The 25,440-nt window shown below is 76.5% G+C and carries 18 protein-coding genes and 1 pseudogene; 6 read left to right on the top strand and 13 right to left on the bottom strand.

Features of this window, described 5'->3' with window-relative positions:
• Nucleotides 1-53: 53 nt before the first annotated feature.
• The 3 genes and pseudogenes from K353_RS20250 to K353_RS20240 all read right to left on the bottom strand — a co-directional run.
• Complete coding sequence (locus K353_RS20250; RefSeq protein ID WP_111554969.1) at nucleotides 54-2,477, bottom strand: DUF5682 family protein; 2,424 nt, start codon at nucleotides 2,475-2,477, stop codon at nucleotides 54-56.
• Entirely contained in the window at nucleotides 2,474-3,571 is a 1,098-nt protein-coding gene (locus K353_RS20245; RefSeq protein WP_111554968.1) for an AAA family ATPase, read from the bottom strand. The genes K353_RS20250 and K353_RS20245 overlap by 4 nt, the downstream gene beginning before the upstream one ends.
• Nucleotides 3,572-3,723: 152 nt before the next feature.
• Nucleotides 3,724-4,149, bottom strand: a pseudogene (locus K353_RS20240) (hypothetical protein); the annotation flags it as partial.
• 51 nt (nucleotides 4,150-4,200) lie between these two features.
• On the opposite strand from K353_RS20240, the gene K353_RS20235 reads away from it, so the two are divergent.
• The 4 genes from K353_RS20235 (at nucleotide 4,201) to K353_RS20225 (ending at nucleotide 7,848) form a co-directional block, all read left to right on the top strand.
• Nucleotides 4,201-4,554: a MerR family transcriptional regulator gene (locus tag K353_RS20235; protein WP_111554967.1), complete on the top strand. Its 354-nt coding sequence runs from the start codon at nucleotides 4,201-4,203 to the stop codon at nucleotides 4,552-4,554.
• A 41-nt stretch (nucleotides 4,555-4,595) separates the two neighbouring features.
• On the top strand, nucleotides 4,596-5,918 hold the full coding sequence (locus K353_RS20230; protein WP_111554966.1) for an SWIM zinc finger family protein: 1,323 nt from the start codon (nucleotides 4,596-4,598) through the stop codon (nucleotides 5,916-5,918).
• A gap of 236 nt (nucleotides 5,919-6,154) precedes the next feature.
• Nucleotides 6,155-6,289: a hypothetical protein gene (locus K353_RS36580; protein ID WP_255410744.1), complete on the top strand. Its 135-nt coding sequence runs from the start codon at nucleotides 6,155-6,157 to the stop codon at nucleotides 6,287-6,289.
• Nucleotides 6,286-7,848 (top strand): DUF5691 domain-containing protein, encoded by a 1,563-nt coding sequence (locus tag K353_RS20225; RefSeq protein WP_111554965.1) that lies wholly within the window; start codon nucleotides 6,286-6,288, stop codon nucleotides 7,846-7,848. Before K353_RS36580 ends, K353_RS20225 begins: the two co-directional genes overlap by 4 nt.
• A 126-nt stretch (nucleotides 7,849-7,974) precedes the next feature.
• Here the strand turns inward: K353_RS20225 and K353_RS20220 are convergent, their stop codons facing one another.
• From K353_RS20220 to K353_RS20195, 6 genes are all read right to left on the bottom strand, one after another.
• Nucleotides 7,975-8,379, bottom strand: coding sequence for a cobalamin B12-binding domain-containing protein (locus K353_RS20220; RefSeq protein WP_100837881.1), 405 nt, complete (start codon nucleotides 8,377-8,379; stop codon nucleotides 7,975-7,977).
• A 167-nt stretch (nucleotides 8,380-8,546) separates the two neighbouring features.
• On the bottom strand, nucleotides 8,547-11,186 hold the full coding sequence (gene pcrA, locus K353_RS20215; protein WP_111554964.1) for a DNA helicase PcrA: 2,640 nt from the start codon (nucleotides 11,184-11,186) through the stop codon (nucleotides 8,547-8,549).
• Nucleotides 11,187-11,350: 164 nt separating this feature from the next.
• Nucleotides 11,351-12,568 (bottom strand): hypothetical protein, encoded by a 1,218-nt coding sequence (locus K353_RS20210; protein WP_233533695.1) that lies wholly within the window; start codon nucleotides 12,566-12,568, stop codon nucleotides 11,351-11,353.
• Between the two features lie 165 nt (nucleotides 12,569-12,733).
• Entirely contained in the window at nucleotides 12,734-14,317 is a 1,584-nt protein-coding gene (locus K353_RS20205; protein WP_158585440.1) for a glycosyltransferase family 39 protein, read from the bottom strand.
• A gap of 190 nt (nucleotides 14,318-14,507) precedes the next feature.
• Complete coding sequence (locus K353_RS20200; RefSeq protein ID WP_111554962.1) at nucleotides 14,508-15,185, bottom strand: response regulator transcription factor; 678 nt, start codon at nucleotides 15,183-15,185, stop codon at nucleotides 14,508-14,510.
• Nucleotides 15,178-16,575 carry an ATP-binding protein gene (locus tag K353_RS20195; protein WP_111554961.1) on the bottom strand — a complete coding sequence of 466 codons (1,398 nt, stop codon included), beginning with the start codon at nucleotides 16,573-16,575 and terminating at the stop codon, nucleotides 15,178-15,180. Before K353_RS20195 ends, K353_RS20200 begins: the two co-directional genes overlap by 8 nt.
• A gap of 134 nt (nucleotides 16,576-16,709) precedes the next feature.
• Between K353_RS20195 and K353_RS36900 the strand changes: the two genes are divergently transcribed.
• The gene (locus K353_RS36900) at nucleotides 16,710-18,257 is read left to right on the top strand and encodes a PspC domain-containing protein (protein ID WP_111554960.1); all 1,548 of its coding nucleotides are present in this window, start codon (nucleotides 16,710-16,712) and stop codon (nucleotides 18,255-18,257) included.
• Complete coding sequence (locus K353_RS20185) at nucleotides 18,257-18,484, top strand: hypothetical protein (protein WP_100837874.1); 228 nt, start codon at nucleotides 18,257-18,259, stop codon at nucleotides 18,482-18,484. Before K353_RS36900 ends, K353_RS20185 begins: the two co-directional genes overlap by 1 nt.
• A 7-nt stretch (nucleotides 18,485-18,491) precedes the next feature.
• Here K353_RS20185 and K353_RS37235 read toward each other — a convergent pair whose 3' ends face one another.
• The 4 genes from K353_RS37235 to K353_RS20165 form a co-directional block, all read right to left on the bottom strand.
• Complete coding sequence (locus K353_RS37235) at nucleotides 18,492-19,481, bottom strand: Rieske 2Fe-2S domain-containing protein (RefSeq protein WP_158585439.1); 990 nt, start codon at nucleotides 19,479-19,481, stop codon at nucleotides 18,492-18,494.
• Nucleotides 19,482-19,620: 139 nt separating this feature from the next.
• Nucleotides 19,621-21,207: a glutamine-hydrolyzing GMP synthase gene (guaA, locus tag K353_RS20175; RefSeq protein WP_100837873.1), complete on the bottom strand. Its 1,587-nt coding sequence runs from the start codon at nucleotides 21,205-21,207 to the stop codon at nucleotides 19,621-19,623.
• Between the two features lie 794 nt (nucleotides 21,208-22,001).
• Nucleotides 22,002-23,603: a hypothetical protein gene (locus K353_RS20170; protein ID WP_111554959.1), complete on the bottom strand. Its 1,602-nt coding sequence runs from the start codon at nucleotides 23,601-23,603 to the stop codon at nucleotides 22,002-22,004.
• A gap of 64 nt (nucleotides 23,604-23,667) precedes the next feature.
• Nucleotides 23,668-25,428 carry a GMC oxidoreductase gene (locus tag K353_RS20165; protein WP_111554958.1) on the bottom strand — a complete coding sequence of 587 codons (1,761 nt, stop codon included), beginning with the start codon at nucleotides 25,426-25,428 and terminating at the stop codon, nucleotides 23,668-23,670.
• Between the last annotated feature and the right edge of the window lie 12 nt (nucleotides 25,429-25,440).

The following is a 25,440-nucleotide window of genomic DNA, read 5'->3' as shown; positions in this document are numbered from 1 at the left end:
GAAGGGGGAGCGGGAAGGTCGGGGCAGCGCCGCAGCACGTCCCGCGGACCGTCTCACCCCGCGCGGCGGTCCACCTGCCGGGGGATGCGCGGCGGCGGCACGCGCACGCCCAGCAGCAGCGCCAGCACCTCCGTGGCCGCCTCGGCGCGCTCCTCGTCGAGCGGGGCGTCCGGGGCGGAGCCCGCCGCGGGAGCCGTGAGCGGGCCGGCCGCGACCCGGGAGCCGATGGTGTGGCGCACGCCCGTCTCCAGCGAGGAGAAGGTCCGGCGCAGCACCGGCAGCAGGTCGGTGAAGGCGTCCGGGGAGACCCCGCACAGCCAGGTGTCGAGCAGGCCGAGCAGTGTCGGGTCGTGCAGCAGCAGCGCGCCGCCGCCGGAGACGAAGCCCTCGACCCAGCCGCCGGCGTCGGCCGGGTCGGAGGCGGTGGAGAGGACCAGGCCGAGCCGCCGCCCGGCCTCCTCCGCGTCGAGCCGGCCGTCGTCCAGCAGCAGCCGCACGGCGCGGCCGCGCAGCAGGCCGGGGACGCCGGTGGCGGGGCCGCCGTGCGGTTCGCGGGCGGCGAGCGCGGCCAGGGTGGCGGCCCAGCGTCCGGCGGTGTCGCCGCCGAGCAGGGCGATCGCCTGGTGGACGGCGTCGAGTTCGGCGCGGCGGGCGGTGGCGCCGTCCGCGTCGAGGCCGGTGCAGGCGGCGGGCAGGGCGAGGCTGAGCCGTTCGGCGAGGCCGTGGGCGACGGCGGTGAGGGCGCTGGTGTCGGTGGCGCGGACGTCGCCGTAGCGCAGGGTGCGCACCAGGGCGGGGAGCGCGGCGGCGAGGTGCCCGGCGTCGGTGTCGAGCGCGGCGCGGTCGGCGAGCAGCCGCATCACCTCGGGCAGCGCGTCCGGCAGGTCGGCCAGCAGGCACTGTTCGGCGAGCGCGGTGAGGGCGGTGAGCTCGGCCGTCGCGGCGTCGGCGACCGCCTTGTGGGTGGCGGCGGAGCGCACGGTGGTGCCCCACTGGCCGGCCTCGACCAGGCGGACCGAGAACTCGGGCTCCCAGCACAGCTGCCAGGTCTCCCGGAAGGTGCCGGTCGAGTGGACGCCGTCCCGGGACGGGCGGCCCCAGTGCAGGCCGAGCAGCCGCAGCCGGTGCAGCAGCCGGGAGCGCTCGACGTCGAGGTCCTTGCGCAGGTCGAGGACGAGGTCGCGGGCGGCGGCCTCGGGCTTGAGCCGCAGGGTGCGCTGGAGGCGGGTCAGGTCGCGCTGGAGCGGGACGGCGGGCACCCCGTCGGGGACCTCGCCGAGCGCGTCGCCGACCACCAGGCGCTCGCGGACCAGGGCGAGCGCGACGTCCGAGCCGTCGCACATCACGGCGCGCACCGCGTCCAGGGTCTCGGTGAGGCCGGGCAGCGGGCGGCCGCGCACCGCGGCGAGCGTCTCGGCGAGCCGGATCGCCTCGATGACGTGCGCGGAGGAGACCGGGTGGTCCTCGGCCCGGAGCAGTTCGGCGACCCTGGCCATCCAGCGGGCGACCGGCTGTTCGGGGGCGGTGAACAGGTGGTGGTACCAGCCGGGCGAGTCGATGCCCGCTCCGTAGCCGGTGTGCTGGGACAGCCGGCGGTGCGTCCACGGCACCCAGGTCAGCTCGGCCTTGAGCTTCCTGGGGAGTTCGGCGAGCAGCGCCCGGTCGTGCGCGACGGTCGGCAGCGTGGCGAGCGCGGGGACGTGCCAGGCGCCGCAGACCACCGCGATGCGCCGGTGCCCGGCCCGGCGGGCGGCCCGGAGCTGCTGGCGCATGGCGGCCTCGCGGACCAGGTCGCGCCGTTCGGCCGGGTGGTGCTCGCGCAGGGCGGCCATCGCCTCGGCGAGGGCGGCGAACGGGGCCAGCGGGTCGCCGTCGGGGGTGCGGTGCTCGACCGCGTCCTCCCACCAGGACTCCGGGTCGGGGTGGCCGGCGGCGGCGGCGAGTTCGGCGATCGGGTCGACGGGCGCGGGCCGGGAAGTGCCCCCCGGCACTCCCGACTCCGCCCCCTCCCCCTCCCCTGACGCGCCGTCACCGCCGGAGGTGTCGCCGTTCCCGGTAACGGTTTCGTCGCCGTCGCCGTCGCTGACGCCGTCACGGTCGGCGTCGCCGTCGCCGAACGGGCCCGTCGCCTCGTCGTCGGCGCCGCGCGGGCCGAGCGCGAGGCTCTGCGCGGCGGGCAGGTCGATGAACCGGACCGGCACCCCGGCGTCCAGCGCGTACCGCAGCGCCACCCACTCGGGCGAGAACGCGGCGAACGGCCAGAACGCGGCCCGCGCCGGGTCGTCGGCGACGTGGGCGAGCAGCGCGACCGGCGGCACCATCTCCTTCTCGGCGGCGGCCGCGACCAGCTCGTCGGCCTCCGGCGGGCCCTCGATCAGCACCGCGTCGGGCCGCAGGGCGGCCAGCGCGGCGGCCACCGCGCGGGCCGAGCCGGGGCCGTGGTGGCGCACCCCGAGCAGCGTCACCTGGGCGTTCACGCCGAGACCTCCCGGGCGGCCCGGTAGAAGTCCTTCCAGCCGTCGCGGTCGCGGACCACGCCCTCCACGTACTCGCGCCACACCTGCCGGTCGGCGACCGGGTCGCGGACCACCGCGCCGACGATGCCGTCCGCGACGTCGCCCGCGCGCAGCACGCCGTCGCCGAAGTGGGCGGCCAGCGCGAGGCCGTTGGTGACCACCGAGATCGCCTCGGCGGTGGAGAGCGTGCCGCTGGGGGTCTTCACCTTCGTCCGGCCGTCGGCCGTCAGGCCGGAGCGCAGCTCGCGGAAGACGGTGACCACCCGGCGGATCTCCGCCGCGCCGCCCGGCAGTTCGGGCAGGTCGAGCGAGCGGCCGAGCTGGCCGACCCGGCGGGTGACGATCTCCACCTCCTCCTCCAGGGTGGCGGGCAGCGGCAGCACCACGGTGTTGAAGCGGCGGCGCAGCGCGGAGGACAGCTCGTTGACGCCGCGGTCGCGGTCGTTGGCGGTGGCGATCACGTTGAAGCCGCGCACCGCCTGCACCTCGGAGCCCAACTCCGGTACGGGGAGGGTCTTCTCGGACAGGATGGTGATCAGGCTGTCCTGCACGTCGGCCGGGATGCGGGTCAGCTCCTCGACCCGGGCGATCCGCCCGTCGCGCATCGCGCGCATCAGCGGGGACGGGACGAGCGCGTCCTCGCTCGGGCCGTGGGCGAGGAGCTGGGCGTAGTTCCAGCCGTAGCGGACGGCCTCCTCGGGGGTGCCGGCGGTGCCCTGGACGAGCAGCGTGGAGTCGCCGGAGATCGCGGCGGCGAGGTGCTCGGAGACCCAGGTCTTGGCGGTGCCGGGCACGCCGAGCAGCAGCAGCGCCCGGTCGGTGGCCAGCGTCGTCACGGCGACCTCGACCACCCGGCGCGGGCCGATGTACTTCGGCGTGATCACCGTGCCGTCGGCGAGCTCGCCGCCCAGCAGGTAGGTGGCGACCGCCCACGGCGAGAGCCGCCAGCGCTCCGGCCTGGTCCGGTCGTCGTGCCGGGCGAGGGCGGCCAGCTCCTCGGCGAACGCGTCCTCGGCGTGCTGCCGCAGGACCTCGCTGGTCGTCTCGGTGGTCATCGACTGCTCCGATCTCACGGGACGTCAGGACACTGCGCGGGAAGGGCGCGGGGAATCGACCGCACGGCGCTGACCTGGGCGGAAGAACTCCCGTTCGCCCCGTGCGAGTTCCACTCTGCCCCCCGCCACTGACAACCGGACCGCCACCGGCCGGACCGCCGCCAGGGCCACAGCTGGGCCACGCCGAACGCCGCCTCCACCACCAGGAAGCCCCACAGCAGCCCGGTCGCGCCCTGCCCCAGCGCCCAGCCCTGCCAGCAGGCGAACAGCACCCGGGCCGCGCCGTCGAACAGCCCGTGCTCCGGCCGCGGGCGCAGCAGCCGCAGCAGCGCCCAGACCAGCACCACCGACCCCATCAGGTCGGCGAACAGCGTCTGCATCGGCTCCGGCGGCGGCAGTCGGCCCAGCCCGAGCGCGCCGGAGACCGCGGACAGCGCCCGGTGCGCGAGGGCGTACGTCCAGGGGGTGGCGAACGGGGCGGTGACCAGCAGGTCGTACCAGGCGCTGGCGCGGACCAGGCGGGCGTAGCGGGGCGTCATGTCGGGCTCCTGTGCCGTCTCGTATGGGGACGGGCCCATGCTGGACGGTGGAGTACTGTCCAGGGTCAAGTCGCCGACGGGAGCGGGGTCATGCGGATCGGGGAACTCGCCGAACGGTCCGGGCTGAGCCGGGACGCCCTGCGCTTCTACGAGCGCACCGGGCTGCTGGTCGCCCACCGGCTGCCCAACGGCTACCGCGACTTCCCGCCCGAGTCGGTGCCCTGGCTGCGCTACGTCCGCACCGCGCAGGCGCTGGGCTTCTCGCTGGCCGAGATCGCCCGCACCGGCGTCGAGTTGAGCGCCGCGCCGGACGCCGCCGAGCGGCTGTCCGAGCTGTTCCGGGAGAAGATCGCGCTGATCGACGCCCGCACCGCGGAGCTCGCGGCGCTGCGCGCGGACCTCGCCGGGCGGGTCGGCACCGGCTGCCCGCTGGCCCCGGCCTGACGGCCCCTCGACTGTCAGTGCCGCCTCCTAGCGTCATCGGCATGGAGGAACGCTGGAGCACCGAACACGTCCTTTCGCTGGCGCCCGACCCGGCCTCCCTGAAGGCCGCGGGCAAGCTCTCCGGGCCCGCCCCGTGGTCGGCCACCGGCACCGGGCGGGGCGCGCTGTGGGGCCTGTGCAAGGGCAGCGGCAGCACGCCCTACCGGACGGCGGTGGAGCTCGGGACGCCGGCGTACAAGTGCAGTTGCCCGAGCCGGAAGTTCCCGTGCAAGCACGCCCTCGGGCTGCTCCTGCTCTGGGCCGCCGGCCCGGAGGCGGTCGCCGACGGGGCCGCCCCGCCGGACTGGGTCGAGGAGTGGCTGAACGGCCGCGGCCAGGCCGCCGCCGACCGGGCCGCCAAGCAGCAGGCCAAGGCCGCCAAGGCCGCCGAGGCGGACCCGGAGGCCGCCCGCCGGCGGGCCGGGAGGCGGTCGGCCCGGGTCGCGGGCGGCGCCCGCGAGCTGCGGCTGCGGCTGGCCGACGGCGTCCGCCGCGGCCTGGCCGACCCGCCGCCGGCCGGTGCCTGGGAGGAGGTCGCCGCGCGGATGGTCGACGCCCAGGCGCCCGGCCTGGCGTCCAGGGTCCGGACGCTGGCCGAGGCCCCGTCGGACGAACTGCTGGAGGAGTACGCGATGCTGCACCTGCTGGCCGGCGCCTACGGCCGGATCGACACCCTGCCGGAGCCGCTCGCGGCGACCGTCCGGGCCCGGGTCGGCTTCACCACCGACACCGCCGAGCTGCTCGCCGGGCCGACCGTCCGGGACCGCTGGCACGTTCTGGGCAGCCGGGACACCGCCGACGACCGGCTGACCACCCGCCGGGTGTGGCTGCGCGGCGCGAAGACCGGCCGGCCCGCCCTGCTGCTCGCCTTCGGCCGCCCCGGCCAGGCCCCCGACCTGGCGCTGCCCACCGGCCGAGTGCTGGAGGCCGACCTGGCCTACCACCCGGGAGCCCGCCCGCTGCGGGCCGTCCTCGGCACCCGCCACGGCGGCCCCGAGCCCGCCCCGGCCGCCGCGCCCGCCGGGCTCTCCCTCGCCGGGGCGCTCGCCGAGTACGGCGCGGCCGTCGCCGAGGACCCGTGGCTGGACAGCTGGCCGGCCGTCCTGACCGACGTGGTCCCGGTCCGCACCCCGGACGGCTGGCGGCTCACCGACGGCGTCCACACCCTGCCGGTGCGCCGCGGCGCGCTGCCCGAACCGGCCCTGTGGCGGCTGGCCGCGGTCTCCGCCGGCCACCCCGTCACCCTGTTCGGCGAGTGCGGCCACCACGGCTTCGCCCCGGTCACCGCCTGGGACGCCGACCACCGGCCGGTCCCGCTCGGCTGACCGCTCCCGCCCGGCCCGCGCCGCGGCCCGGCCCCCGCCGGGTCCGCCCGCGCCCACGTCCACGCCCATGTCCCGCCCGCGCACCGCCGTCCGCCCGCGCACCGCCGCGCCGTTCCCGCACCGCCGTCCGCCCGTGCCCCGCCCCGCGCACCAGTCCGCCGCCCCGCCCCTCGCACCACCAGACGGAACGGGACGCTCCCCGGCGCCCCCTGACGCACCGTCGACCGGAGGAAACCATGACCCGCATCCGGCAGCGCACCGCCGTCCGACGCATCGCCCTGCACCACGCCGCCCGCCGCGCCGCCCTCGCCAGCGGCTGGGGCCGCCGCCACCGCACCACCACCCGCCGGCCGAACGGAGACCGGGCATGACCGCGTCCGCCCCCGCCACCACCGACGACTGGGCCGAGCTGGAGAGCGCCGCCCTGCTCGGCACCGACCGCCGCCCGCTGCCCGAGGCCCGCACCCCGCTGGCCGCCGCCGTGGACCGCGCCGACCCGGCGGGCGCGCTGCTCGACCTGGCCGCCGTCGCCGCCGTCCGCCGCCGGGCCGGCGCGCTGCCCGCCCCCGCCGTCGAGCCCCCCGCGCCCGCCCCGGCCGACCCCCGGCCCGCGCTGCCCGAGGCCGCCGCCCGCCGGCTGGCCGTGCTGCTCGGCACCCGCAGCGGCCACGGCACCACCGCCAACCTCGCCGAACTCCTCCCGCAGTGGCTGGCCGCCGCCCGCGCCCGCGGCTACCGGCTGCCGCCCGCCCTCGTCCCGGCCCTGCTGGACACCGCCCGGGCCCGCTCCGAACTCCGCTCCGACGCCGTCACGCTGGCCGGCCCGCTCGGCCGCTGGCTCGCCCCGCACAACCCCGACTGGAAGTACGTCACCCGCACCGCCGGCGACCAGGACGCCCTCGACCAGCCCGGCGAACTCCTGTGGCAGGAAGGGCTGTTCGCGGAGCGCGTCACCCACCTCACCCGGCTGCGCCGCACCGACCCGGCCGCCGGGCTCGCCCTGCTCGCCTCCACCTGGGGCACCGAGCGCGCCGAGGACCGGGTGCTGTTCCTGGACTCCCTCCAGGACGGCCTGTCCGCCGCCGACGAGGAGTTCCTGGAGGCCGCGCTCTCCGACCGCTCCAAGAACGTCCGGGCCACCGCCGCGGAGCTGCTCTCCACCCTCCCCGGCTCCGCGCTGGCCGCCCGGATGGCCGCCCGGGCCCGGGCGGCGGTCCGCGACGACGGCGACCGGCTGCACGTCACCCCGCCCACCGCCTGCGACGCCGCCATGCAGCGCGACGGCATACCCGTGAAGTCCCCGACCGGGCGCGGCGAGCGCGCCTGGTGGTTCGGCGAGGTCGTCGCGGGGGCGCCGCTGGCCCTGTGGACGGACGGGACCGGCCGCTCCCCCGAGCAGCTGCTCGCCCTGCCCACCGCCGACTCCCCCGACGGCGGCGGCGCCGAGTGGGCCGAGGACCTGCGCGAGGCGTGGGCCCGGGCCGCCGTCCGCCAGCAGGACGCCGCCTGGGCCCGCGCCCTGCTCGGCGCCCCGCCCCGCCCCGGCCGCGACACCCGCGCGCCGGGCGCCCCCGCCAAGCTGCTGGCCGTCCTCCCGCCCGCCGAACGCGCCGCCTGGACGGCCGCGTTCGTCCAGACCCACGGGCTCGGCGACGCCTTCCAGCTCCTCGGCGCCTGCGCCACCCCGTGGACGCCCCCGCTCTCCACCGCGGTCGTCGCCGCGCTCAAGCGGGCCGCCGAACTCGGCTCCTACCCGTGGAGCCACAGCGGCGTCCTGGGCATGACCGAGCGCGCCCTCGCCCCCGAGACCGCCCCCGCCGTGGAGGCGCTGGTCGCCGACACCTCCCCCGACACCGCCTGGGCCGACACCTTCACCCGGCTCGCCGGCACCCTGCGCTTCCGCCAGGCGATGCTGGCCGAGCTGGAGTAGGCCCGGCGGCTGACGCACCGGAGGCCGGGAGCGGCACGCGCTCCCGGCCCCCGGTGTGCCCGCTCCGGCTGGGCCCGCTCCGGCCGGTCTTGCCGGGCGCGCGACGCCGGATCATCCGGACCGGGCCTACGCGGAGCGCAGGTTGGACTCCACCCAGCTGACCACGTCCTGGGTGGGGGTGCCCGGGGTGAAGATGTCGGCGACGCCGAGCGCCTTGAGCTCGGTGATGTCCGCGTCGGGGATGATCCCGCCGCAGAAGACCTTGATGTCGGCGGCGTCGCGCTCCTTGAGCAGGGCGATCACCTTGGCGCAGAGGGTCATGTGCGCGCCGGAGAGGATGGACAGGCCGATGCCGTCCGCGTCCTCCTGGATCGCCGTGTCGACGATCTGCTCGGGGGTCTGGTGGAGGCCGGTGTAGATGACCTCCATGCCGGCGTCGCGCAGGGCCCGCGCGATGACCTTGGCTCCCCGGTCGTGCCCGTCGAGCCCGGGCTTGGCCACCACGACTCGGATCGGCCCCGACACCACCATGACTGCCTCCTGGACCACGTTGTCCACCACCCGGCCGGCCTGGTCGCGGGCTCGGTGTTAACCACTTCTAACAGATTCTGAGGGGAGGGTAGCGGCCCGGCGGGGCCGCCGTCCTTCCCCGCCTGCCGAGAGGAGGGCAAAATCACAGCGTGCGGGGCCGACCCCGCTCAGAGCTTCTCGACGGGGGCGTAGCGCAGGAGCAGTTCCTTGCGCCCGGCGGAGCCGAAGTCGACCGTGGCGCGGGCCTTGTCGCCGACGCCCTGGGTGGCGACGACGGTGCCCAGGCCGAAGCTGTCGTGGCTGACCCGGTCGCCGACGGCGAGCGCCACCACCTCCCGGTCGGTGACCGTCCGCGCGGACCTGCCCCAGCCGGCCTTCGGCGCGGCGGCCGAGGAGCCGGAGCCGCGCGCGGAGCCCGCGCCCGAGGAGCCGGCGGAGGAGTAGCCGCGCGAGGGCGGCGCCGTGGCCGCGCCGGTGCGCTTCCACTGGATCAGCTTCTCCGGGATCTCCTCCAGGAAGCGCGAGGCCGGGTTGTAGGAGGGCTGCCCCCAGGCGCTGCGCAGCACCGAGCGGGTCAGGTAGAGCCGCTGCCGGGCCCGGGTGAGGCCGACGTAGGCGAGGCGGCGCTCCTCCTCCAGTTCCTTGGCCTGGTTGAGGGCCCGCATGTGCGGGAAGATCCCGTCCTCCATGCCGGTGAGGAAGACGACCGGGAACTCCAGGCCCTTGGCGGTGTGCAGGGTCATCATGGTGATCACCCCGGCCCCGTCCTCCTCGTCCGGGATCTGGTCGGAGTCGGCGACCAGCGCGACCCGCTCCAGGAAGTCGGCGAGCGAGCCGACCGGCGGCCCCTCGTCGCCCTCGGGGCGCTCCCCCGGGTCCTTCTCGTACTCGAGGGCGACCGCGGCGAGCTCCTGGAGGTTCTCCACCCGGGTCTCGTCCTGCGGGTCGGTGGAGGACTGGAGTTCGGCGAGGTACCCGGTCTCCTCCAGGACGGCCTCCAGCACGGCGGCCGGCCCGGCCCCGGACTCGACCACCTGGCGCAGGCCGGCCAGCAGCTCGTTGAACTTCTTCACCGCGTTGGCGGAGCGCGCCGCCATGCCGTACGCCTCGTCGACCCGGCGCAGCGCGGCGGCGAAGGAGATCCGCTCCCGGGAGGCGAGCGCGTCGATCATCGCCTCGGCGCGCTCGCCGATGCCGCGCTTGGGGACGTTCAGGATGCGGCGCAGCGGGACGGTGTCCTCGGGGTTGGAGAGCACCCGCAGGTAGGCCAGGACGTCCTTGACCTCCTTGCGCTCGTAGAAGCGCACGCCGCCGACCACCTTGTAGGGCAGGCCGACCCGGATGAACACCTCCTCGAAGACCCGGGACTGGGCGTTGGTGCGGTAGAAGATCGCCACGTCGCCGGGGCGGGCGTCGCCGGCGTCGGTGAGGCGGTCGATCTCCTCGGCGATGAACTGGGCCTCGCCGTGCTCGTCGTCGGCGACGTAGCCGACGACCTGCTCGCCCTGGTCGCCGGCCGTCCAGAGGTTCTTCTTGCGGCGGTTGGTGTTGCGTTCGATGACCGAGTTGGCGGCGGTGAGGATGGTCTGGGTGGAGCGGTAGTTCTGCTCCAGCAGGATCGTCGTCGCGTTCGGGTAGTCCTCCTCGAACTGGAGGATGTTGCGGATGGTCGCGCCGCGGAAGGCGTAGATCGACTGGTCGGCGTCGCCGACGACGCACAGCTCGGCGGGCGGGACCTGGGCGAGGTGGGCCTCGGCCGGGTTGACGAAGTCGCCGTCCGCGGTCATCCGGGGGGCGTGGGTGGCGGAGCCGCCGGAGAGCTCGCGCACCAGCGTGTACTGGGCGTGGTTGGTGTCCTGGTACTCGTCGACCAGGATGTGCCGGAACCGGCGCCGGTAGTGCTCGGCGACGTCGGGGAACGCCTGGAGCAGGTGCACGGTGGTCATGATGATGTCGTCGAAGTCGAGGGCGTTGGCCTCGCGCAGCCGCCGCTGGTAGAGGAAGTACGCCTCGGCGAGCTTCTTCTCCATCGGGTTGGCCGCCTGGTCGGCGTACGTCTCCTCGTCGATCAGCTCGTTCTTGAGGTTGCTGACCTTGGCGGTGAAGGACTTCGGCGGGAACTGCTTGGGGTCGAGGTCGAGGTCCCGGCAGACCAGGGACATCAGGCGCTGGGAGTCCGCCGAGTCGTAGATCGAGAAGCTGGAGTTCATGCCCAGCTGCTTGGCCTCGCGGCGCAGGATGCGCACGCACGCGCTGTGGAAGGTGGAGACCCACATCGCCTTGGCGCGCGGGCCGACCAGCGCCTCGACCCGCTCGCGCATCTCGCCGGCGGCCTTGTTGGTGAAGGTGATCGCCAGGATCTCGCCGGGCTGCACGCCGCGCGCGGCCAGCAGGTGGGCGATCCGGTGGGTGAGCACCCGGGTCTTGCCGGAGCCGGCGCCGGCCACGATCAGCAGCGGCGAGCCGGCGTGCAGCACGGCCTCGCGCTGCGGGTCGTTCATGCCCTCCAGCAGCTGCGCCGGGTCGACGACGGTGCGGGCGGCGCCGTTGCGGTGCCAGGCGTCGCGCTCGGCCTCGGCGGCGTGGTCGGTGGCGAACAGCCCGTCCGGGATGTCCTCCTCGGGGGGGCCGCCCTCGCCGTACCCCGGGTCGTACGGGACGTCGTCGTACGGGACGTCGTCGTACGGTTCGTCGGCGGGCGGCGGGGCCTCCTCCTCCGACCACTGCGGGGCTGCGGGGCGGGGGCTCGACCCGACGGCGGGACGCTCGAAGCCGGGGAGCGGGAGGTCATCGAAGAGGCTACTCATGGCCCTTCGAGTCTATGGCCCGCCGCCGACATCCCCGCCCGCTCCCGCCGCGCGGGCCCGAACACCCGCACCGGCGCGGCGGGTTGGGGCCGCCCGGCACACCACGGGGCACCACGGAAGCGACCGGGGGCGCCTACGGGCGACCGGGGACACCACGGGGGTGCTCACGGGGCGTCCGGGTGGACGAAGACCGCGTGGCCCCCGTACGCGGCGGAGACCAGCGCCGCCGCGCCGAGCAGCACGGCCGGCACCGCCCGGCCGCGGGTGCGGGCCAGCGCGGTGGCGAGCGGGAGCAGCAGCCCGAAGGCGGGCAGCAGGAAGCGCGCCCGGGAGGAGAAGTAGGCGGCGTCGCCGAGCGCCAGGGCCAGCACCGCCGCGCTGTACAGCAGCAGCACCGGCGGCTGGCGGCGCAGCGCCGAGAGCACCAGCAGCACCACGGCCGCCAGCAGGGTGCCCGCGGCGACCACGTCGGCCAGCCAGACCGGCTCGGGGGCGGCCAGCAGGCGGCGGAGCGCGACCAGGGTGGAGCGGCCGAAGTCGAACCGGGTCTGCCAGGCGTCCTGGACCCGGGAGTAGCCGTCCCAGCGGCCCTTGCGCCACCCGACCCAGGAGATGAAGCCCACGCAGCCCAGCGGCGCCAGCAGCGCCCCGGCCAGCGCCCGCGGATCGACCCGGCGGACCGGCACCGCCCCGGCCGGGCCCGCCCCCGGCCCGCCCGGGCCGGCCCGGCGCGGCGCGAGCTCCAGCAGCGCGGCGGCGCCGACCGCCAGGGCGAGCGCCAGCCCGGTGGGGCGGGTCAGCCCGGCGGCGGCGCACAGCAGCCCGGCCGCCACCCACCGGCGGCGCAGCGCCGCGTGCACGGCCCAGGCGGCGAAGGCGGTGAACAGCGCCTCCGAGTACGCGGCGCCCTCCACCACCGCGGACGGCAGGACGCCCCACAGCGCGGCGGCGACCACCCCGGCCCGGTCCCCGTACAGCCGGGCGGCGACCGCGAAGATCCCCCAGGCCGCGGCCAGCGACGCCGCCCAGGCCACCGCGAGCGCCGCCGCGCCGAGCGGCAGCAGCAGCGCGGCGGCCCGCACCAGCAGCGGGTAGGCGGGGAAGAACGCGTACGGCTCGTAGAGGCCGTGCGGGCCGTGGACGGGCGCGGTACCCGCGTAGCCGTGTAGGGCGATCTGCCGGTACCAGCGGGCGTCCCACATGCCGCTCAGCCGGTGCGCGGCCCCGGCGGCCCCGCCCTGGTGGACCAGCACCAGCACGCCGACCGCCCGGACGGCGAGGTAGCCGAGCAGGGCGGCCCGGACGGCGGGCCGGGGGGCCGGCCGGCGCGGCCGGGCCCGGACGGGCGCGTCGGGGGCGGCCCGGGTCAGGACGCGGGCCACGGCCCGTCCCCTCCGGCGGGCGCCGGGCGGGCGCGGTCTCGGGGGGCGGCTGGCACGGCGCCCACGCTATGCAGCGGGGTGCGGCGGGCCGCGCAGGCTCGCCGGGGCGGGGGCCCGGGCGGCGGCGGGGGCCCGGGCGGCGGCGGGGCCCGGCGGGCGGCGGGGTCAGCGCTCCATCAGGGTGACCAGCACGCCGTGCCGGTGGGTGACGGTGCTCTTCGGGAAGGCGGCCCGCAGCGCCTCGGCCTGGCCGGGGTCGAAGCCCTCGAACGGGTCGTCGTGCACGACGGGGGTGCCGTCGGGGGCGAGTGCGCGGTCGTCGACCACGGTGACCACCCAGACCCGCCGGACGTCCCCGAGGCAGGCCGCCGGGTCGCCGCACAGCTGCGGGTAGAGCTCGCCCAGTTCGACCGCGCTCCTCGCCACGAAGACGTCGTCGAGCCGGACCCGCTCCGGCAGGTAGAGCTCCAGCGCGACGGGCACGGCCGTGAAGACCGCGTTCCCGTAGCGCTGCGGCGCGACGGCGTCGCCGGGCCGGTAGCCGTCGGCGATGACCTTCGCGGCGGCCGCGGCGTCCCAGCCGGTGTGCGAGTAGCGCTGGCGCACCACCCGCTGGTCGTGCGCGCCGAGCACCAGGACGGCGGCCAGGCCGGCCGCGACGAGCACCCGGGGGCGCAGCGCGGCCAGGCCAGCGCCGGCCAGCACGGCCCAGGCGGGCAGCGTGAAGAGCAGGTAGCGGTCGAGGAAGTACGAGGTGTGCCCCTGCGAGGCGAACCAGAGCAGCGGGATCGGCAGCGCCGCGACCAGGCCGGTCTCCACCGCCGGGCGGCGGCCGCGCGGCCAGGCCAGCGGCAGGGCCGCGCAGGCCAGCACCAGCAGGCTGACCCAGGCCGAGCCGTACAGGCTGCGCCACATGGTCTGGGCGACGTACGGGATGGTGGGCTTGGCCAGCCAGCTGAGCTGCCGGTCCACCTGGTGCCGGCCGAGGACGACCAGCGGGAGCAGCGGCAGCACGGCGCCGAGCGCGGCGAGCGGGAAGCCGACCAGCACGCCGCGCGCCCGCCCGGTCCACCAGCGCCCGGCCGCGACCAGGGCGTGCGGGACGATCAGGACCAGCGCGATGATGTGGAACAGCCCGGCACCGGCCAGCGCGAGCGCGTACGGCACCCAGCGCAGGGCGGACGGCCGGTCCAGGGCGCGCAGCAGCAGCAGGGTGGCCAGCGCGGCGAAGAACACCACGAAGGCGTAGCCGCGGACCTCCTGCCCGTACCGGGACACCGAGGGGACCAGCGCGAACAGGGTGCCCGCGACCAGTCCGGCGGCGGGCGTGAAGAGCTTGCGGCCGATCAGGGTGACGAAGGCGGCGGCACCGGCCATCGCCAGCGCGGAGGGCGTCCGGAGCGCGACGACCGAGTGCCCGACCAGCTCGGTCCAGAAGTGGATCAGCAGGTAGTAGGCGCCGATCACGGCGTCCAGGTGGTCCAGCAGGTGGAAGATCTCGTGCGGCGAGCGGCTCGCCGCGTTCCAGGTGGCCAGCTCGTCGTCCCAGAGCAGCGGGCCGCCGGCCCCGTACAGGCAGGCCGCCAGGGTCAGCGCGGCGGGCCACACCCACAGCAGGCGGCGGGTCCAGGCCGGTGCGCTCCACCCGGTGCCCCACCGGGCGTTCCACCGGGCGGGCCGCGGCGGGGCCTGCGGGGCCTCGGCGGTGTCCGGGCCGGACGCGGGGCCGGGGACCGCGCCGACGCTCATGCGGCGCGCCCGGGGCGGTGTCCGGCCGGGCGGGCCGGGGAGGTGACGGGACGCGGTCGTCGCACCCGGGGGCGACACGAGCGGAGGGTCGGCACGGGCCCTATCCAAACACATCGTCACCTGACCGGGCACGGCGGCACCACCGCTCCGGCGGGCGGCCCGGCCGCGGGGGCGGGCCGCCCGGACGGGGTCAGACCAGGCGGCGGGCCGTGGCCCAGCGGGTCAGTTCGTGCCGGTTGGAGAGCTGGAGCTTGCGCAGCACCGCGGAGACGTGGCTCTCCACCGTCTTGACCGAGATGAACAGCTGCTTGGCGATCTCCTTGTACGCGTAGCCGCGGGCGATCAGCCGCAGCACCTCGCGCTCGCGCTGGGTGAGCCGGTCGAGGTCCTCGTCGACCGGCGGGGTGTCGGTGGCGGCGAACGCGTCGAGCACGAAGCCGGCCAGCCGGGGCGAGAACACCGCGTCGCCGTCGGCGATCCGGAAGACCGCGTTGACCAGGTCGGTGCCGGTGATGGTCTTGGTGACGTAGCCGCGGGCGCCGCCGCGGATCACCCCGATCACGTCCTCGGCGGCGTCCGAGACGGACAGCGCGAGGAAGCGCACCCCCTCGACGCCGGCCGAGCGGCGCAGCACCTCGACGCCGCCGCCGCCGGGCAGGTGGACGTCCAGCAGCACCACGTCGGGCCGGGTCTCGGCGACCACCCGGACCGCGGACTCCACGTCGTCGGCCTCGCCGACCACGTCGATGCCGGTCTCGTCGGTGCGCCCGATCTCGGCGCGCACCCCGGTGCGGAACATCCGGTGGTCGTCGACCAGGACCACCCGGGCCCGCCTCCCGGCCGCCGCCCCTGACGCTGCGTCAGTCATCTGCCGCCCTCTCCATCTCCAGCTCGACCTCGGTCCCGCCGTCCGGCGCGGGCCGCACCCGCGCGGTGCCCCCGTTGCGCCGCATCCGGCCGATGATCGATTCGCGTACGCCCATGCGGTCCTCGGGGAGGTCGTCGGGGTCGAAGCCGGGGCCGTGGTCGCGGACGAACACCGACACCGTCCTCCCCTCCACCTCCGCGTAGACCTGGACTGGTCCACCGCCACCGTACTTGGCGGCGTTCACCATGGCTTCCCTGGCGGCCTGCATCTGCGAGGCGACCCGCTCGTCCATCGGGCAGTCGCCGACGCAGACCAGCTCCAGGGGGACGCCGTGCCGGTCCTCGACCTCGGCGACGATCTCGCGCAGGTGCTCGGCCAGGGTGTCGGGGGCGGCCTCGGCGGCGGCCTCCGGGCGGTACAGCCACAGGCGCAGTTCGCGCTCCTGGGCTCGGGCCAGCCGCAGCACCTCCTTGGGGTCCTCGGCCCGGCGCTGGATCAGGGTCAGGGTGTGCAGCACCGAGTCGTGGACGTGCGCGGCGATCTCGGCCCGCTCCTGGGCCCGGATGCGGGCGGTGCGCTCGGCGCCGAGGTCCTGCCACATCCGCAGCATGGACGGGCCGCCGAGCACCAGCACGCCGGCCACCACGGCCAGCGAGGACTCGACGACCAGGGCGACCGGCGAGTCCACGCCCTGGGTGACGAAGTAGCCGATGATGCCGGCCACCACCAGCACCACCCCGGCCAGCACCCGCAGGTAGGCGCCCTTGCGGCTGCCCGGCTCCAGGCCGAACCAGCTCTGCCAGCGCGAGTCGTCGGCCTGCCGCCACACCAGGGCGACGCCGATGCCGACCGCGAGCAGCGGCCACACGTACGGCTTGGCGGTCTGGACGCCGAGCGCGGACAGCAGCGCCATCACGCCGATCACCAGGGCGACCAGCGCGAACAGCTGGCCCAGGCTGCCGGCCCGGCCGCGGCCCCCGACCGCGGGCGCGGTGGCGTCCGCGGGGTCCGCGGCGGCGTCCGCGCCGTGCAGGTCGTCGCCGTGGAAGGTGCGCTCCAGCAGTTCGCGCAGCCGGCCCAGGCGGCCGGGGGCGCCGTCGCCGGGGCGGCGGGCCGGACGGTCGGCGCCGGGGGCGGCCTGGTTGATGCCCAGCGGCACCACCACCCAGAACGCGGCGTACAGCAGGGCGCCGATGCCCTCGGAGAAGAACAGCACGATGAACGCCAGCCGCACCCAGGTGACGGGCACGCCGAGGTGGACCGCCAGGCCCTGGCAGACGCCGCCGAGGATCCGGCCGTGCGGGCTGCGGTACAGCCGCCGGTAGGGCGGCGGGCCGGCCGGCGGATCGGTCGGCGCGGGCTCGGGGCTTCTGGTCTCGGGTACGGCCACGGCACCGATGGTGGCAGGTGCCGGTACGGCGGCGCATCAGGGTCCGGCCCCTAGGCGGCCCTCAGGGACAGTTCAGGGTCGGCCCCGGGCCCCGGACGGTTGGGCGGGGCCCGGCGGCCCGGGAGGATGGGGACATGACGGACGACCAGATCCCGGAGGAACCGCCGGCCGCCCCCGCCGAGGGCCGGCCCGCACTCACCCGCTCCTCCCGGCACCGGGTGGTGGCGGGGGTGTGCGGCGGCCTCGGCCGCTACCTGGACATCGACCCGGTGGTGTTCCGGGTGGTGATCGCGGTGCTCGGCCTGACCGGCGGACTCGGGCTGTTCCTGTACGGCCTGGCCTGGCTGGTGGTGCCGCGGGAGGCCGCGGACGGCGAGGGCGGCCGCACCGAGCTGCAGCGGGTGCTGACCGGCCGGGTCGACGGCCAGTCGGTGGGCGCGGTGCTGGTGACGGTGATCGGCACCGGGGTGTTCTTCTCCTCGATGGGCGACGGCGGCCAGCTCTTCCCGCTGCTGCTGGTCGCCGCGCTGGTCTTCCTGGCGCTGCGCTACGACCCGGAGCGGCGGCGGCGCTTCGAGGGCGGCGGCGACGGCCCGGCCCCGGCCGGGGGCACCGGCCCGCGGGACCGGCTGGAGGACTCCGGCCCGTTCGCCGACTGGAAGACCTGGAGCGAATCGGTCGGCCGGGACCTGCGGGCCGAGTGGAAGGTCCGCGGCGCGGAGCTCCAGGAGCGGCTCCGGGCCCGGCACGCGGAGCGCCACGGGGCGGGCGGCGGCGCGGAGTACGGGGACACCCCGCCGGTCGGCCCGTCCGGCTACCTGTGGGACCCGCGGCACCCGGAGCGCGACCCGTACGGCGGGGCCGCCCCGCCGTACGGGGCGCCCGCCCGGCCGTGGTGGCAGCGCACCGACCTCCCGGAGGGCGACCCGCTGCGCAAGGAGCCGCGCGAGGACGCGCACCGGGACGGGGCGGACCGCCGGACGGCCGACTTCGCGGAGCGGGCCGACCGGCGCCACGAGGCGCACCGGCAGGCGGGGGAGCGGCACCGGGCGCACCGCGAGTGGCGGGCCCGCCGCCGGGCCGAGCGCGGCACCCCGGTGCTGGGGGCGTCGGCGGTGCTGGTGGCGGTCGGCGCGTCCTGGGCGGTGGCGGCCGACGACCACGGCGCGCACCGCTGGTCGACGGTGCTGGCGGTGGCGCTGCTGCCGCTGGGCCTGGCCATGCTGCTCAGCGCCCGCTGGGGGCGCACCCGCGGGCTGACCTTCCTGTCGCTGCTGCTGACCGCGGGCCTGGTCCTCGCGGCCGGCACCTCGGCGACGGTCGCGGACTCCACCGGCGACCGCGCCTGGACGGCCACCGCGGCCGACCTGCCCGCGCGCTACACCCTGGGGGCCGGCCACGCCCGGCTCGACCTGTCGGCGCTCGACCCCGGGGGCGGCACCCTCGCCACCGAGCTGCGGGTCGGCGCGGGCAGCGCCCGGGTGACCGTGCCCGCCGGGGTGGAGCTGCGGCTGAAGCTGCGCGACGGCGTGGGGGACGTCCGGCTGCCGGACGGGCAGGGCTTCGCCGGCCCGTTCACCCACGAGGACGTGGTGATCGAGGTCCCGGACGGACAGCCGTCCAAGGGGGCACTGGAGCTGACGGTGACGGTGGGCGCCGGCGACATCGAGGTGGTGCGGTGATGAGGAAGCACCGGTTCGACCTGTACGCGCTGGTCGCGGGCGGGCTGTTCACCGCGCTGGCGGTGCTCTACCTGGTGGCCTCGCTGAACGGGCGCGAGGTGAACGGCCGCTTCGTGCTGCCGCTGGCGTGCATCGTGCTCGGCGCGGGCGGCCTGGCCGGCGCCCTGGTGGCCGCCTCCCGGCACGGCCGGGGCGGCGCCCGCGACGACGACCACACCCTGGACTAGTTCCGCGTCAGGACTGCTGCGGGCCCAGCTCCAGCCGGTCGCCGTTCCTGGTGACGGCGTACCCGGGCAGCGGCTTCACGGCCGGGCCGGTGATCACCGCGCCGGTGGCGGCGTCGAAGGTGGAGCCGTGGCAGGGGCAGTACAGCTTGCCGTCCTTGGGCGGGTTGACCGTGCAGCCGGAGTGGGTGCACACCGAGGACAGGCCGGCGTACCGCCCGGCGGCGGGCTGGACGATGTAGACGGCGTCGCCGCTGGCCGGGTCCTTGACGGTGGCGGAGCCGCCGACCGGGACCTGCGCGGCGGGCACCGCGGGCCCGGCCTGCGGGACGGGGCTGGTGGCGCCGGAGCTCGCCGCGGCGGGGGTCTCGTCCCGGCCGAAGCCGGCGGTGAGCGAGCCGGAGAGCAGCCCGGCGCCGCCGAGCGCGACGGCCGCGATGCCGCCGTCCAGCAGGGCGCGGCGGCGCACCGCGTCCTCGGCGAGGCCGCGGGCCCGGTCGCGGGCGGCCCGGTCGGCCAGGTAGCCGTCGACCGACAGGTGGGGGGTGCCGGCCAGCAGCAGCGGCGTCCAGGCCAGCAGGTAGGCCAGGTCGTTGCCCAGGTAGTAGGGGGTGGTGTGGAAGCTGACGGTCAGCCAGAGCGTGGCGGAGAGCAGCGCGCCGCCGAGCGCGGCGACCCGGCCCCACAGGCCGAACAGGGTGCCCAGGCCGACGGCCAGCTCGCCGAAGGCGATCAGCAGGCCGAACAGGGTCGGCGCGTGCAGCGCGGGGTCCAGCGCCCAGCCGATCGGGCTGCTCCCCTGCGCCGCCCGGGTCTGGGCGTAGAAGGAGGCCGGGTCGCCGGCGCCGGCCAGGTAGTGCGCGTCGGAGAGCTTGTCGAAGGCCGCGTAGACGAAGGTCACCCCCAGGAACAGCCGCAGCGGCAGCAGCGCGAAGCGCGAGCCCCGTGCCTTCCACTCGGTGATCCTGGTGCCCGCCGTGCCGCCCGTCCCGGTCGCCATCGCCGCCGCCCTCTCGCTCGCCGCCTGCCGTCCGCCGACAGGATCGGGTCCGATTGTGCCCGCTGCCCCCCGCGGACGGCCGCGCCGCCACTCCCCTGGCGCGGGGAGCGGCGGCGCGGTCACACGGTTGCCGGTGGGATCACTCCCACTCGATGGTGCCCGGCGGCTTGGAGGTGACGTCCAGGACGACCCGGTTCACGTCCTTGACCTCGTTGGTGATCCGGGTGGAGATCTTCGCCAGCACCTCGTAGGGCAGGCGCGACCAGTCGGCGGTCATGGCGTCCTCGGAGGAGACCGGGCGCAGCACGATCGGGTGGCCGTAGGTGCGGCCGTCGCCCTGGACGCCGACCGAGCGGACGTCGGCCAGCAGGACGACCGGGCACTGCCAGATCCGGGCGTCCAGGCCGGCCAGGGTCAGCTCCTCGCGGGCGATGGCGTCGGCGTCGCGGAGCAGGTCCAGGCGCTCCCGGGTGACCTCGCCGACGATCCGGATGCCCAGGCCGGGGCCGGGGAACGGCTGGCGCTGGACGATCTCGGCGGGCAGGCCGAGCTCCTGGCCGACCATCCGGACCTCGTCCTTGAACAGCTTGCGCAGCGGCTCGACGAGCTGGAACTCGAGGTCCTCGGGGAGGCCGCCGACGTTGTGGTGGGACTTGATGTTGGCGGTGCCGGTGCCGCCGCCGGACTCCACCACGTCCGGGTACAGGGTGCCCTGGACCAGGAACTCCACGGCCGGGCCCTCGTCGGCGACGATGTCGGCCTGGGCCTGCTCGAAGACCCGGATGAACTCGCGGCCGATGATCTTGCGCTTCTGCTCGGGGTCGGAGACGCCCGCCAGCGCGGTCAGGAAGCGCTCCTCGGCGTCGACCACGACCAGCTTGACGCCGGTGGCCGCGACGAAGTCCTTCTCGACCTGCTCGGTCTCGCCCTTGCGCATCAGGCCGTGGTCGACGTACACGCAGGTCAGCCGGTCGCCGATGGCGCGCTGCACCAGGGCGGCGGCGACCGCGGAGTCCACGCCGCCGGACAGGCCGCAGATGGCGCGCCTGTCGCCGACCTGCTCGCGGATCAGCGCGACCTGCTCCTCGACCACGTTGGTGGTGGTCCAGTTCGGGGCGATGCCCGCGCCGCGGTACAGGAAGTGCTCCAGCACCTGCTGGCCGTGCTCGGAGTGCATCACCTCGGGGTGGTACTGCACGCCGTACAGCTTGAGGTCGTCGTTCTCGAAGGCGGCGACCGGCACCACGTCGGTGGAGGCGGTGACGGTGAAGCCCTCGGGCGCGGCCGAGCAGGCGTCGCCGTGCGACATCCACACCGACTGCTGCGCGGGGGTGCCCTCGAACAGCGTGGAGCCGGGGCGGGAGACGGTCAGCGGGGTGCGGCCGTACTCGCGGGCGCCGCTGTTGTCGACGGTGCCGCCGAGCGTCTTGGCCATCAGCTGGAAGCCGTAGCACATGCCGAAGACCGGCACCCCGGCCTCGAAGAGCGCGCGGTCGAGCTGCGGGGCACCCTCCTCGTAGACCGACGACGGACCGCCGGAGAGGATGATCGCCTTGGGGTTCCTGGCGAGCATCTCGGCGACCGGCATGGTGCTCGGCACGATCTCGCTGTAGACCCGCGCCTCACGCACCCGACGGGCGATGAGCTGGGCGTACTGGGCACCGAAGTCGACGACCAGGACGGTGTCGTTCTCGGGTGCGGACTGGACGGGGGAATCAGCGGACACAGACGGCCTTCCGGCGGCGGTACAAGGGGGTGTCACCACCGAGTCTACCGGGACGCTTTCACCCGACTGCCCGCGCCGCCGCCCGTGACCGGGCGGGCGGGCGAATCGTTGCACCGGGAGACCGCACGAGACGTCGGCGCCCTCCAGGTGCGGGCGGCACCGTGCGGCGGAACCACGCGTGGATCATCTCCGGTCCACCGGGTGCGCGTGGCGGGCACGGGCCCGCCGTGGGACCGCGCCCCGGTGCCGCGGTCGGGTCAGCAGGGGACAGCGAACCCGTCCGCGACCGGGCGGACCCGGGGTGTGGCGGCCGGTACCGGTGCCGGCCGCCACACCTCAGTCAGCCGCCCGCCCCGGCGTACGCCCCGGTACGCCCCGCAAGCACTCCTCACGCACAGTGATCACTCCGGACGGTCGGGCCCGGTGCCGCCGGGCGCCGTGTCCTGTTCCGTCCACCCCGCCAGTTACGTCGAATCGGTTGCACGGCAAGGCACTCGTCCACGACGATTGCTGAGAGGCGGGGGGCTCACCATACACCCCCGGCCGTGGAGAGCCCGTCCTCCGGGCGGCCCTCCTCTCACGCTCCGTGAGGCCCATCCGGCCCCGGCGCGTGTCCGTGACCATCCTTCCGAGACGGCGCTCCTCCCCCGGCGCCGTCGACCCAGCACCGGCGCGGCCCTGACGCCGAGTGCTGCGACAAAGGGCCCCGTTCCCCCGCGGGGCCCTTTGGCCTGTCCGGGGCCGGGCGCGGGTCCGGGCCCAGGGGCCCGGTTCCCGGTTCCCGGTTCCCGGGCTCAGCGGGCGGTGTCCGGGCGCCGGTACGCGGCGTGCGGGTCGGCTCCCGGGTCGGACCCGGCGGCGGTGGGCGCGGGGACGGGCGCGGCGGGGGCCGGCCGCTCGTCGGAGATCAGCTCGACCGAGCCGTGCGGCACCGCACCGAACCGGTCGGCACCCGCCTGCGCGGGAAGCACCGGCGGCACCGGCGACCCGGCGGGCACCGGCGGCACGGCCGGTCCGGCCGCCGGGCGCGGCGGGGCCGGGACGAGCGGCGCGGGGGTGCGGCGCACCGCGTCGAGCACCGCGGGCACCAGCAGCGCGCCGACCGCGCCCCAGGCGAGGGCGGAGACCAGCACCGAGAGCAGCGACCAGCCGAGGGTGTCCCGGCTGTCGAGGACGGTCCCGGCGACCTCGTCGCGCTTCCCGCCCAGGGTGCTCCAGATCGAGGTGCCGAGCAGCAGCGCGCCGGTGAGCACCGCGTACAGGCCCGCCAGCACGGCCCGGTCGCGCGGGGCCAGCCGGCCCCGGTGCGCGGACCAGCCGAGCGCCAGCGCGGCGGCCAGCGGCAGGAGCACCGCGCACCACCAGCCGCCGCCGTGGCCGTCCAGGTCGAACAGCGACATCGCCCGGTGGCCGGGCCCGGAGGGGTCGGCCGTCAGCAGGGTCGCGCCACCGCCGACGCCGAACAGCAGCAGGCCGTTGTTGGTGACCAGCCCCAGCGAGGCGCTGTCCGGGAACACGTCGTCGGAGACCAGCTGCGCCACCAGGGCGACCGCGGTGAGCAGCGCCAGCAGGCCGCCCAGCACCCGGAAGGCGTGCTGCCAGGCGAGGAGCAGGCTGCCCAGCCGGCGGCGCCGGGCGGCCTCGGCCCGCAGCGCCGCCGCGCCGTCCACGGCCAGCACCAGGACGGCCGCGGCCAGGCCCGCGGACGCGGTGAGCGGCAGCAGCTCCGGTCCGGTCTCGATCCGCAGCGACGGGGTGGCGGCGGCGTCCGTGTCGTACCCGGCCAGCCAGCCCAGCAGCAGCGCGACGAGCGCGGACAGCACGCCGGTGCGCAGCGCCTGGAGCCCGGCGGCGGACCCGGTCGGCTCGGCGGCGCCGTCCCGGCGGCGGGCCCGGGCGGAGACCCGCAGGCCGAGCCAGAGCGCCAGCAGCCACCCCAGCGTGACCAGGTACATCACCAGGTGGCTGGAGCTGGAGAGGCTGGACGCCGGGCCGCCGGCCCGCGGGCCGGCGGCGCTCATGACCAGCCGCACCGGCGCGCCGAACGCGGTGAGGACCAGGGCCAGCCAGGCCTGGAAGCCCTCGGCCGACCAGGAGTCCTCGAACAGCGGCGAGCCGTCGCCGTCCCCGCTGCCCGCGCCGATCACGGCGGCCAGCACCAGCAGCCCGGTCGGCGCGAGCAGCACCCGGCCGGCGGTGAGCCAGCCGCGGGAGGGCAGCGGCAGGTCCCGGCCGTGGTGCACCCGTCCGGCGCCCCACGGGGAGGGGCCGGCCGGGCCGGTGCCGGTGTCCTCGACGACCTCGCCGATCGCGGGCGCGGCGAGCTGCCCCCCGCAGTTGGCGCAGGTCGCCGCGGCGCCGACCGAGGCCGCGCCGCAGGACAGGCAGATGGGCATGGTGGGTCCCCCCGGGCGGTTCGTACGTCGAGGGCCCGTTTATCCCACCGTGGGTAAAGGGATGTCAATCTCCTTGCGGGGCCCGGGCGGGCACCTCCGGGACGGGCAGCAGCGGCAGGCGCAGCGCGCCGAACGCCCCGGCCGGGACGGCGGGTCGGCGCGGTTCGACCGCCGGGACGGGGCGGTAGGCGGCGCCCGGCTCGGGGCGCGGGTCGGCCTCGCCGCGGTTGGGCCACATCGACATGGCGCGCTCGGCCTGCGCGGTGATGGTCAGCGAGGGGTTGACGCCCAGGTTGGCGGAGACCGCGGAGCCGTCGACCACGCTGATCCCGGGGTGCCCGTACAGCCGGTGGTAGGGGTCGACGACGCCGGTGCCGGCGCTGTCGCCGATCGGGCAGCCGCCGAGGAAGTGCGCGGTCAGCGGGATGTCGAAGATCTCGCCGGCGGTGGAGCCGGGGAAGCCGTTGATGGAGGCGGCCAGTGCCCGGGCGCCCTCCTCGGCGGCCGGGATCCAGCTCGGGTTGGGGGCGCCGTGGCCCTGCCGGGAGGTGAGCTTCCCGTTCTTCAGGGAGACCGTCAGCGAGTTGTCCAGGGACTGCATGACCAGGCCGATGATGGTCTTCTCCGACCAGCGGTGCTGGTTCATCGACTGGGCGAAGATCCACGGGTGCCGGGCGGCGGCGCCGAGGTAGCGCAGCCAGCGCGGCCCGCGCCCGGCGCCGCTGACCTGCTGGATGGAGAGCGCGCCCATCGCGTTGGAGCCCCGCCCGTAGCGGACCGGCTCGATGTGGGTGTTGGCGTCGGGGTGCACCGAGGAGGTGATGGCCACGCCGCGGGTGAAGTCGGGGCGCTCCCCGTAGCGCCGGGTGGAGGTCTGCGCGCCCACCAGGGCCTCGGAGTTGGTGCGGGTGAGGTGGCCGAGCCGGGCGGAGATCCCGGGCAGCAGGCCGCTCTCGCGCATCCGGTGCAGCAGGGTCTGGGTGCCGTAGGTGCCGGCCGCGACCACGACCCGCTCGGCGGTGACGGTGCGCGCCCCGGCCTTCCGGGCCCGCCGGGTGCGGGCGTCGGTGGGCAGCACGTCGACCGCGTAGCCCTCGCCGTGCGGGCGCAGCCGCCGGACGGTGGTCATCGGCAGGATCTCGGCGCCGGCCCGTTCGGCCAGGTACAGGTAGTTCTCGGTGAGGGTGTTCTTGGCGCCGTGCCGGCAGCCGGTCATGCACTCCCCGCACTCGGTGCAGGCCCGGCGCCGGGGCCCGGCGCCGCCGAAGTACGGGTCGTCGACCTCGCCGCCGGGGGCGGCCTCGGCCTCGCCGGTGCCGTCCTGCCCGTCGCCGAAGAACACCCCGACGGGCGCCAGGTGGAAGGTGTCGCCGCAGCCCATCGCCTCGGCGGCGGCCTTCAGGTGCACGTCGGAGGGGGTCATCGTCGGGTTGAGCCGGACGCCGAGCATCCGCTGCGCCTGGTCGTAGAACGGGGCGAGCTCGGCCTGCCAGTCGGTGATGTGCCGCCACTGCCGGTCCTCGAAGAACGCCTTCGGCGGGACGTACAGGGTGTTGGCGTAGTTCAGCGAGCCGCCGCCGACGCCCGCCCCGGCCAGGATCAGCACGTTGCGCAGCAGGTGGATGCGCTGGATGCCGTAGCGGCCGAGGGCGGGTGCCCACAGGTAGTCGCGCAGGTTCCAGGAGGTGCTGGGCAGCTCCTCGCGGCGGAACCTGCGCCCGGCCTCCAGGACGGCGACCCGGTAGCCCTTCTCGGTCAGCCGCAGGGCCGCGACCGAACCGCCGAAGCCCGAACCGACCACCACGACGTCGTAGTCGTACGACACTGCCGCCCCCTC

The sequence above is a fragment of the Kitasatospora sp. SolWspMP-SS2h genome (assembly GCF_003259315.1).
In the GTDB taxonomy this organism is placed as follows: domain Bacteria; phylum Actinomycetota; class Actinomycetes; order Streptomycetales; family Streptomycetaceae; genus Kitasatospora; species Kitasatospora fiedleri.
This window is presented reverse-complemented; position numbering and strand designations above follow the sequence as displayed.

What these genes read in the sequence shown, in the direction of transcription:
- K353_RS20245 (WP_111554968.1), bottom strand. Translation starts at nt 3,571, where the DNA reads ATGACCACCGAGACGACCAGCGAGGTCCTGCGGCAGCACGCCGAGGAC.
- K353_RS20235 (WP_111554967.1), top strand. Translation starts at nt 4,201, where the DNA reads ATGCGGATCGGGGAACTCGCCGAACGGTCCGGGCTGAGCCGGGACGCC.
- K353_RS20230 (WP_111554966.1), top strand. Translation starts at nt 4,596, where the DNA reads ATGGAGGAACGCTGGAGCACCGAACACGTCCTTTCGCTGGCGCCCGAC.
- K353_RS36580 (WP_255410744.1), top strand. Translation starts at nt 6,155, where the DNA reads ATGACCCGCATCCGGCAGCGCACCGCCGTCCGACGCATCGCCCTGCAC.
- K353_RS20225 (WP_111554965.1), top strand. Translation starts at nt 6,286, where the DNA reads ATGACCGCGTCCGCCCCCGCCACCACCGACGACTGGGCCGAGCTGGAG.
- K353_RS20220 (WP_100837881.1), bottom strand. Translation starts at nt 8,379, where the DNA reads ATGGTGGTGTCGGGGCCGATCCGAGTCGTGGTGGCCAAGCCCGGGCTC.
- pcrA (WP_111554964.1), bottom strand. Translation starts at nt 11,186, where the DNA reads ATGAGTAGCCTCTTCGATGACCTCCCGCTCCCCGGCTTCGAGCGTCCC.
- K353_RS20205 (WP_158585440.1), bottom strand. Translation starts at nt 14,317, where the DNA reads ATGAGCGTCGGCGCGGTCCCCGGCCCCGCGTCCGGCCCGGACACCGCC.
- K353_RS20200 (WP_111554962.1), bottom strand. Translation starts at nt 15,185, where the DNA reads ATGACTGACGCAGCGTCAGGGGCGGCGGCCGGGAGGCGGGCCCGGGTG.
- K353_RS36900 (WP_111554960.1), top strand. Translation starts at nt 16,710, where the DNA reads ATGACGGACGACCAGATCCCGGAGGAACCGCCGGCCGCCCCCGCCGAG.
- K353_RS20185 (WP_100837874.1), top strand. Translation starts at nt 18,257, where the DNA reads ATGAGGAAGCACCGGTTCGACCTGTACGCGCTGGTCGCGGGCGGGCTG.
- K353_RS37235 (WP_158585439.1), bottom strand. Translation starts at nt 19,481, where the DNA reads ATGGCGACCGGGACGGGCGGCACGGCGGGCACCAGGATCACCGAGTGG.
- K353_RS20170 (WP_111554959.1), bottom strand. Translation starts at nt 23,603, where the DNA reads ATGCCCATCTGCCTGTCCTGCGGCGCGGCCTCGGTCGGCGCCGCGGCG.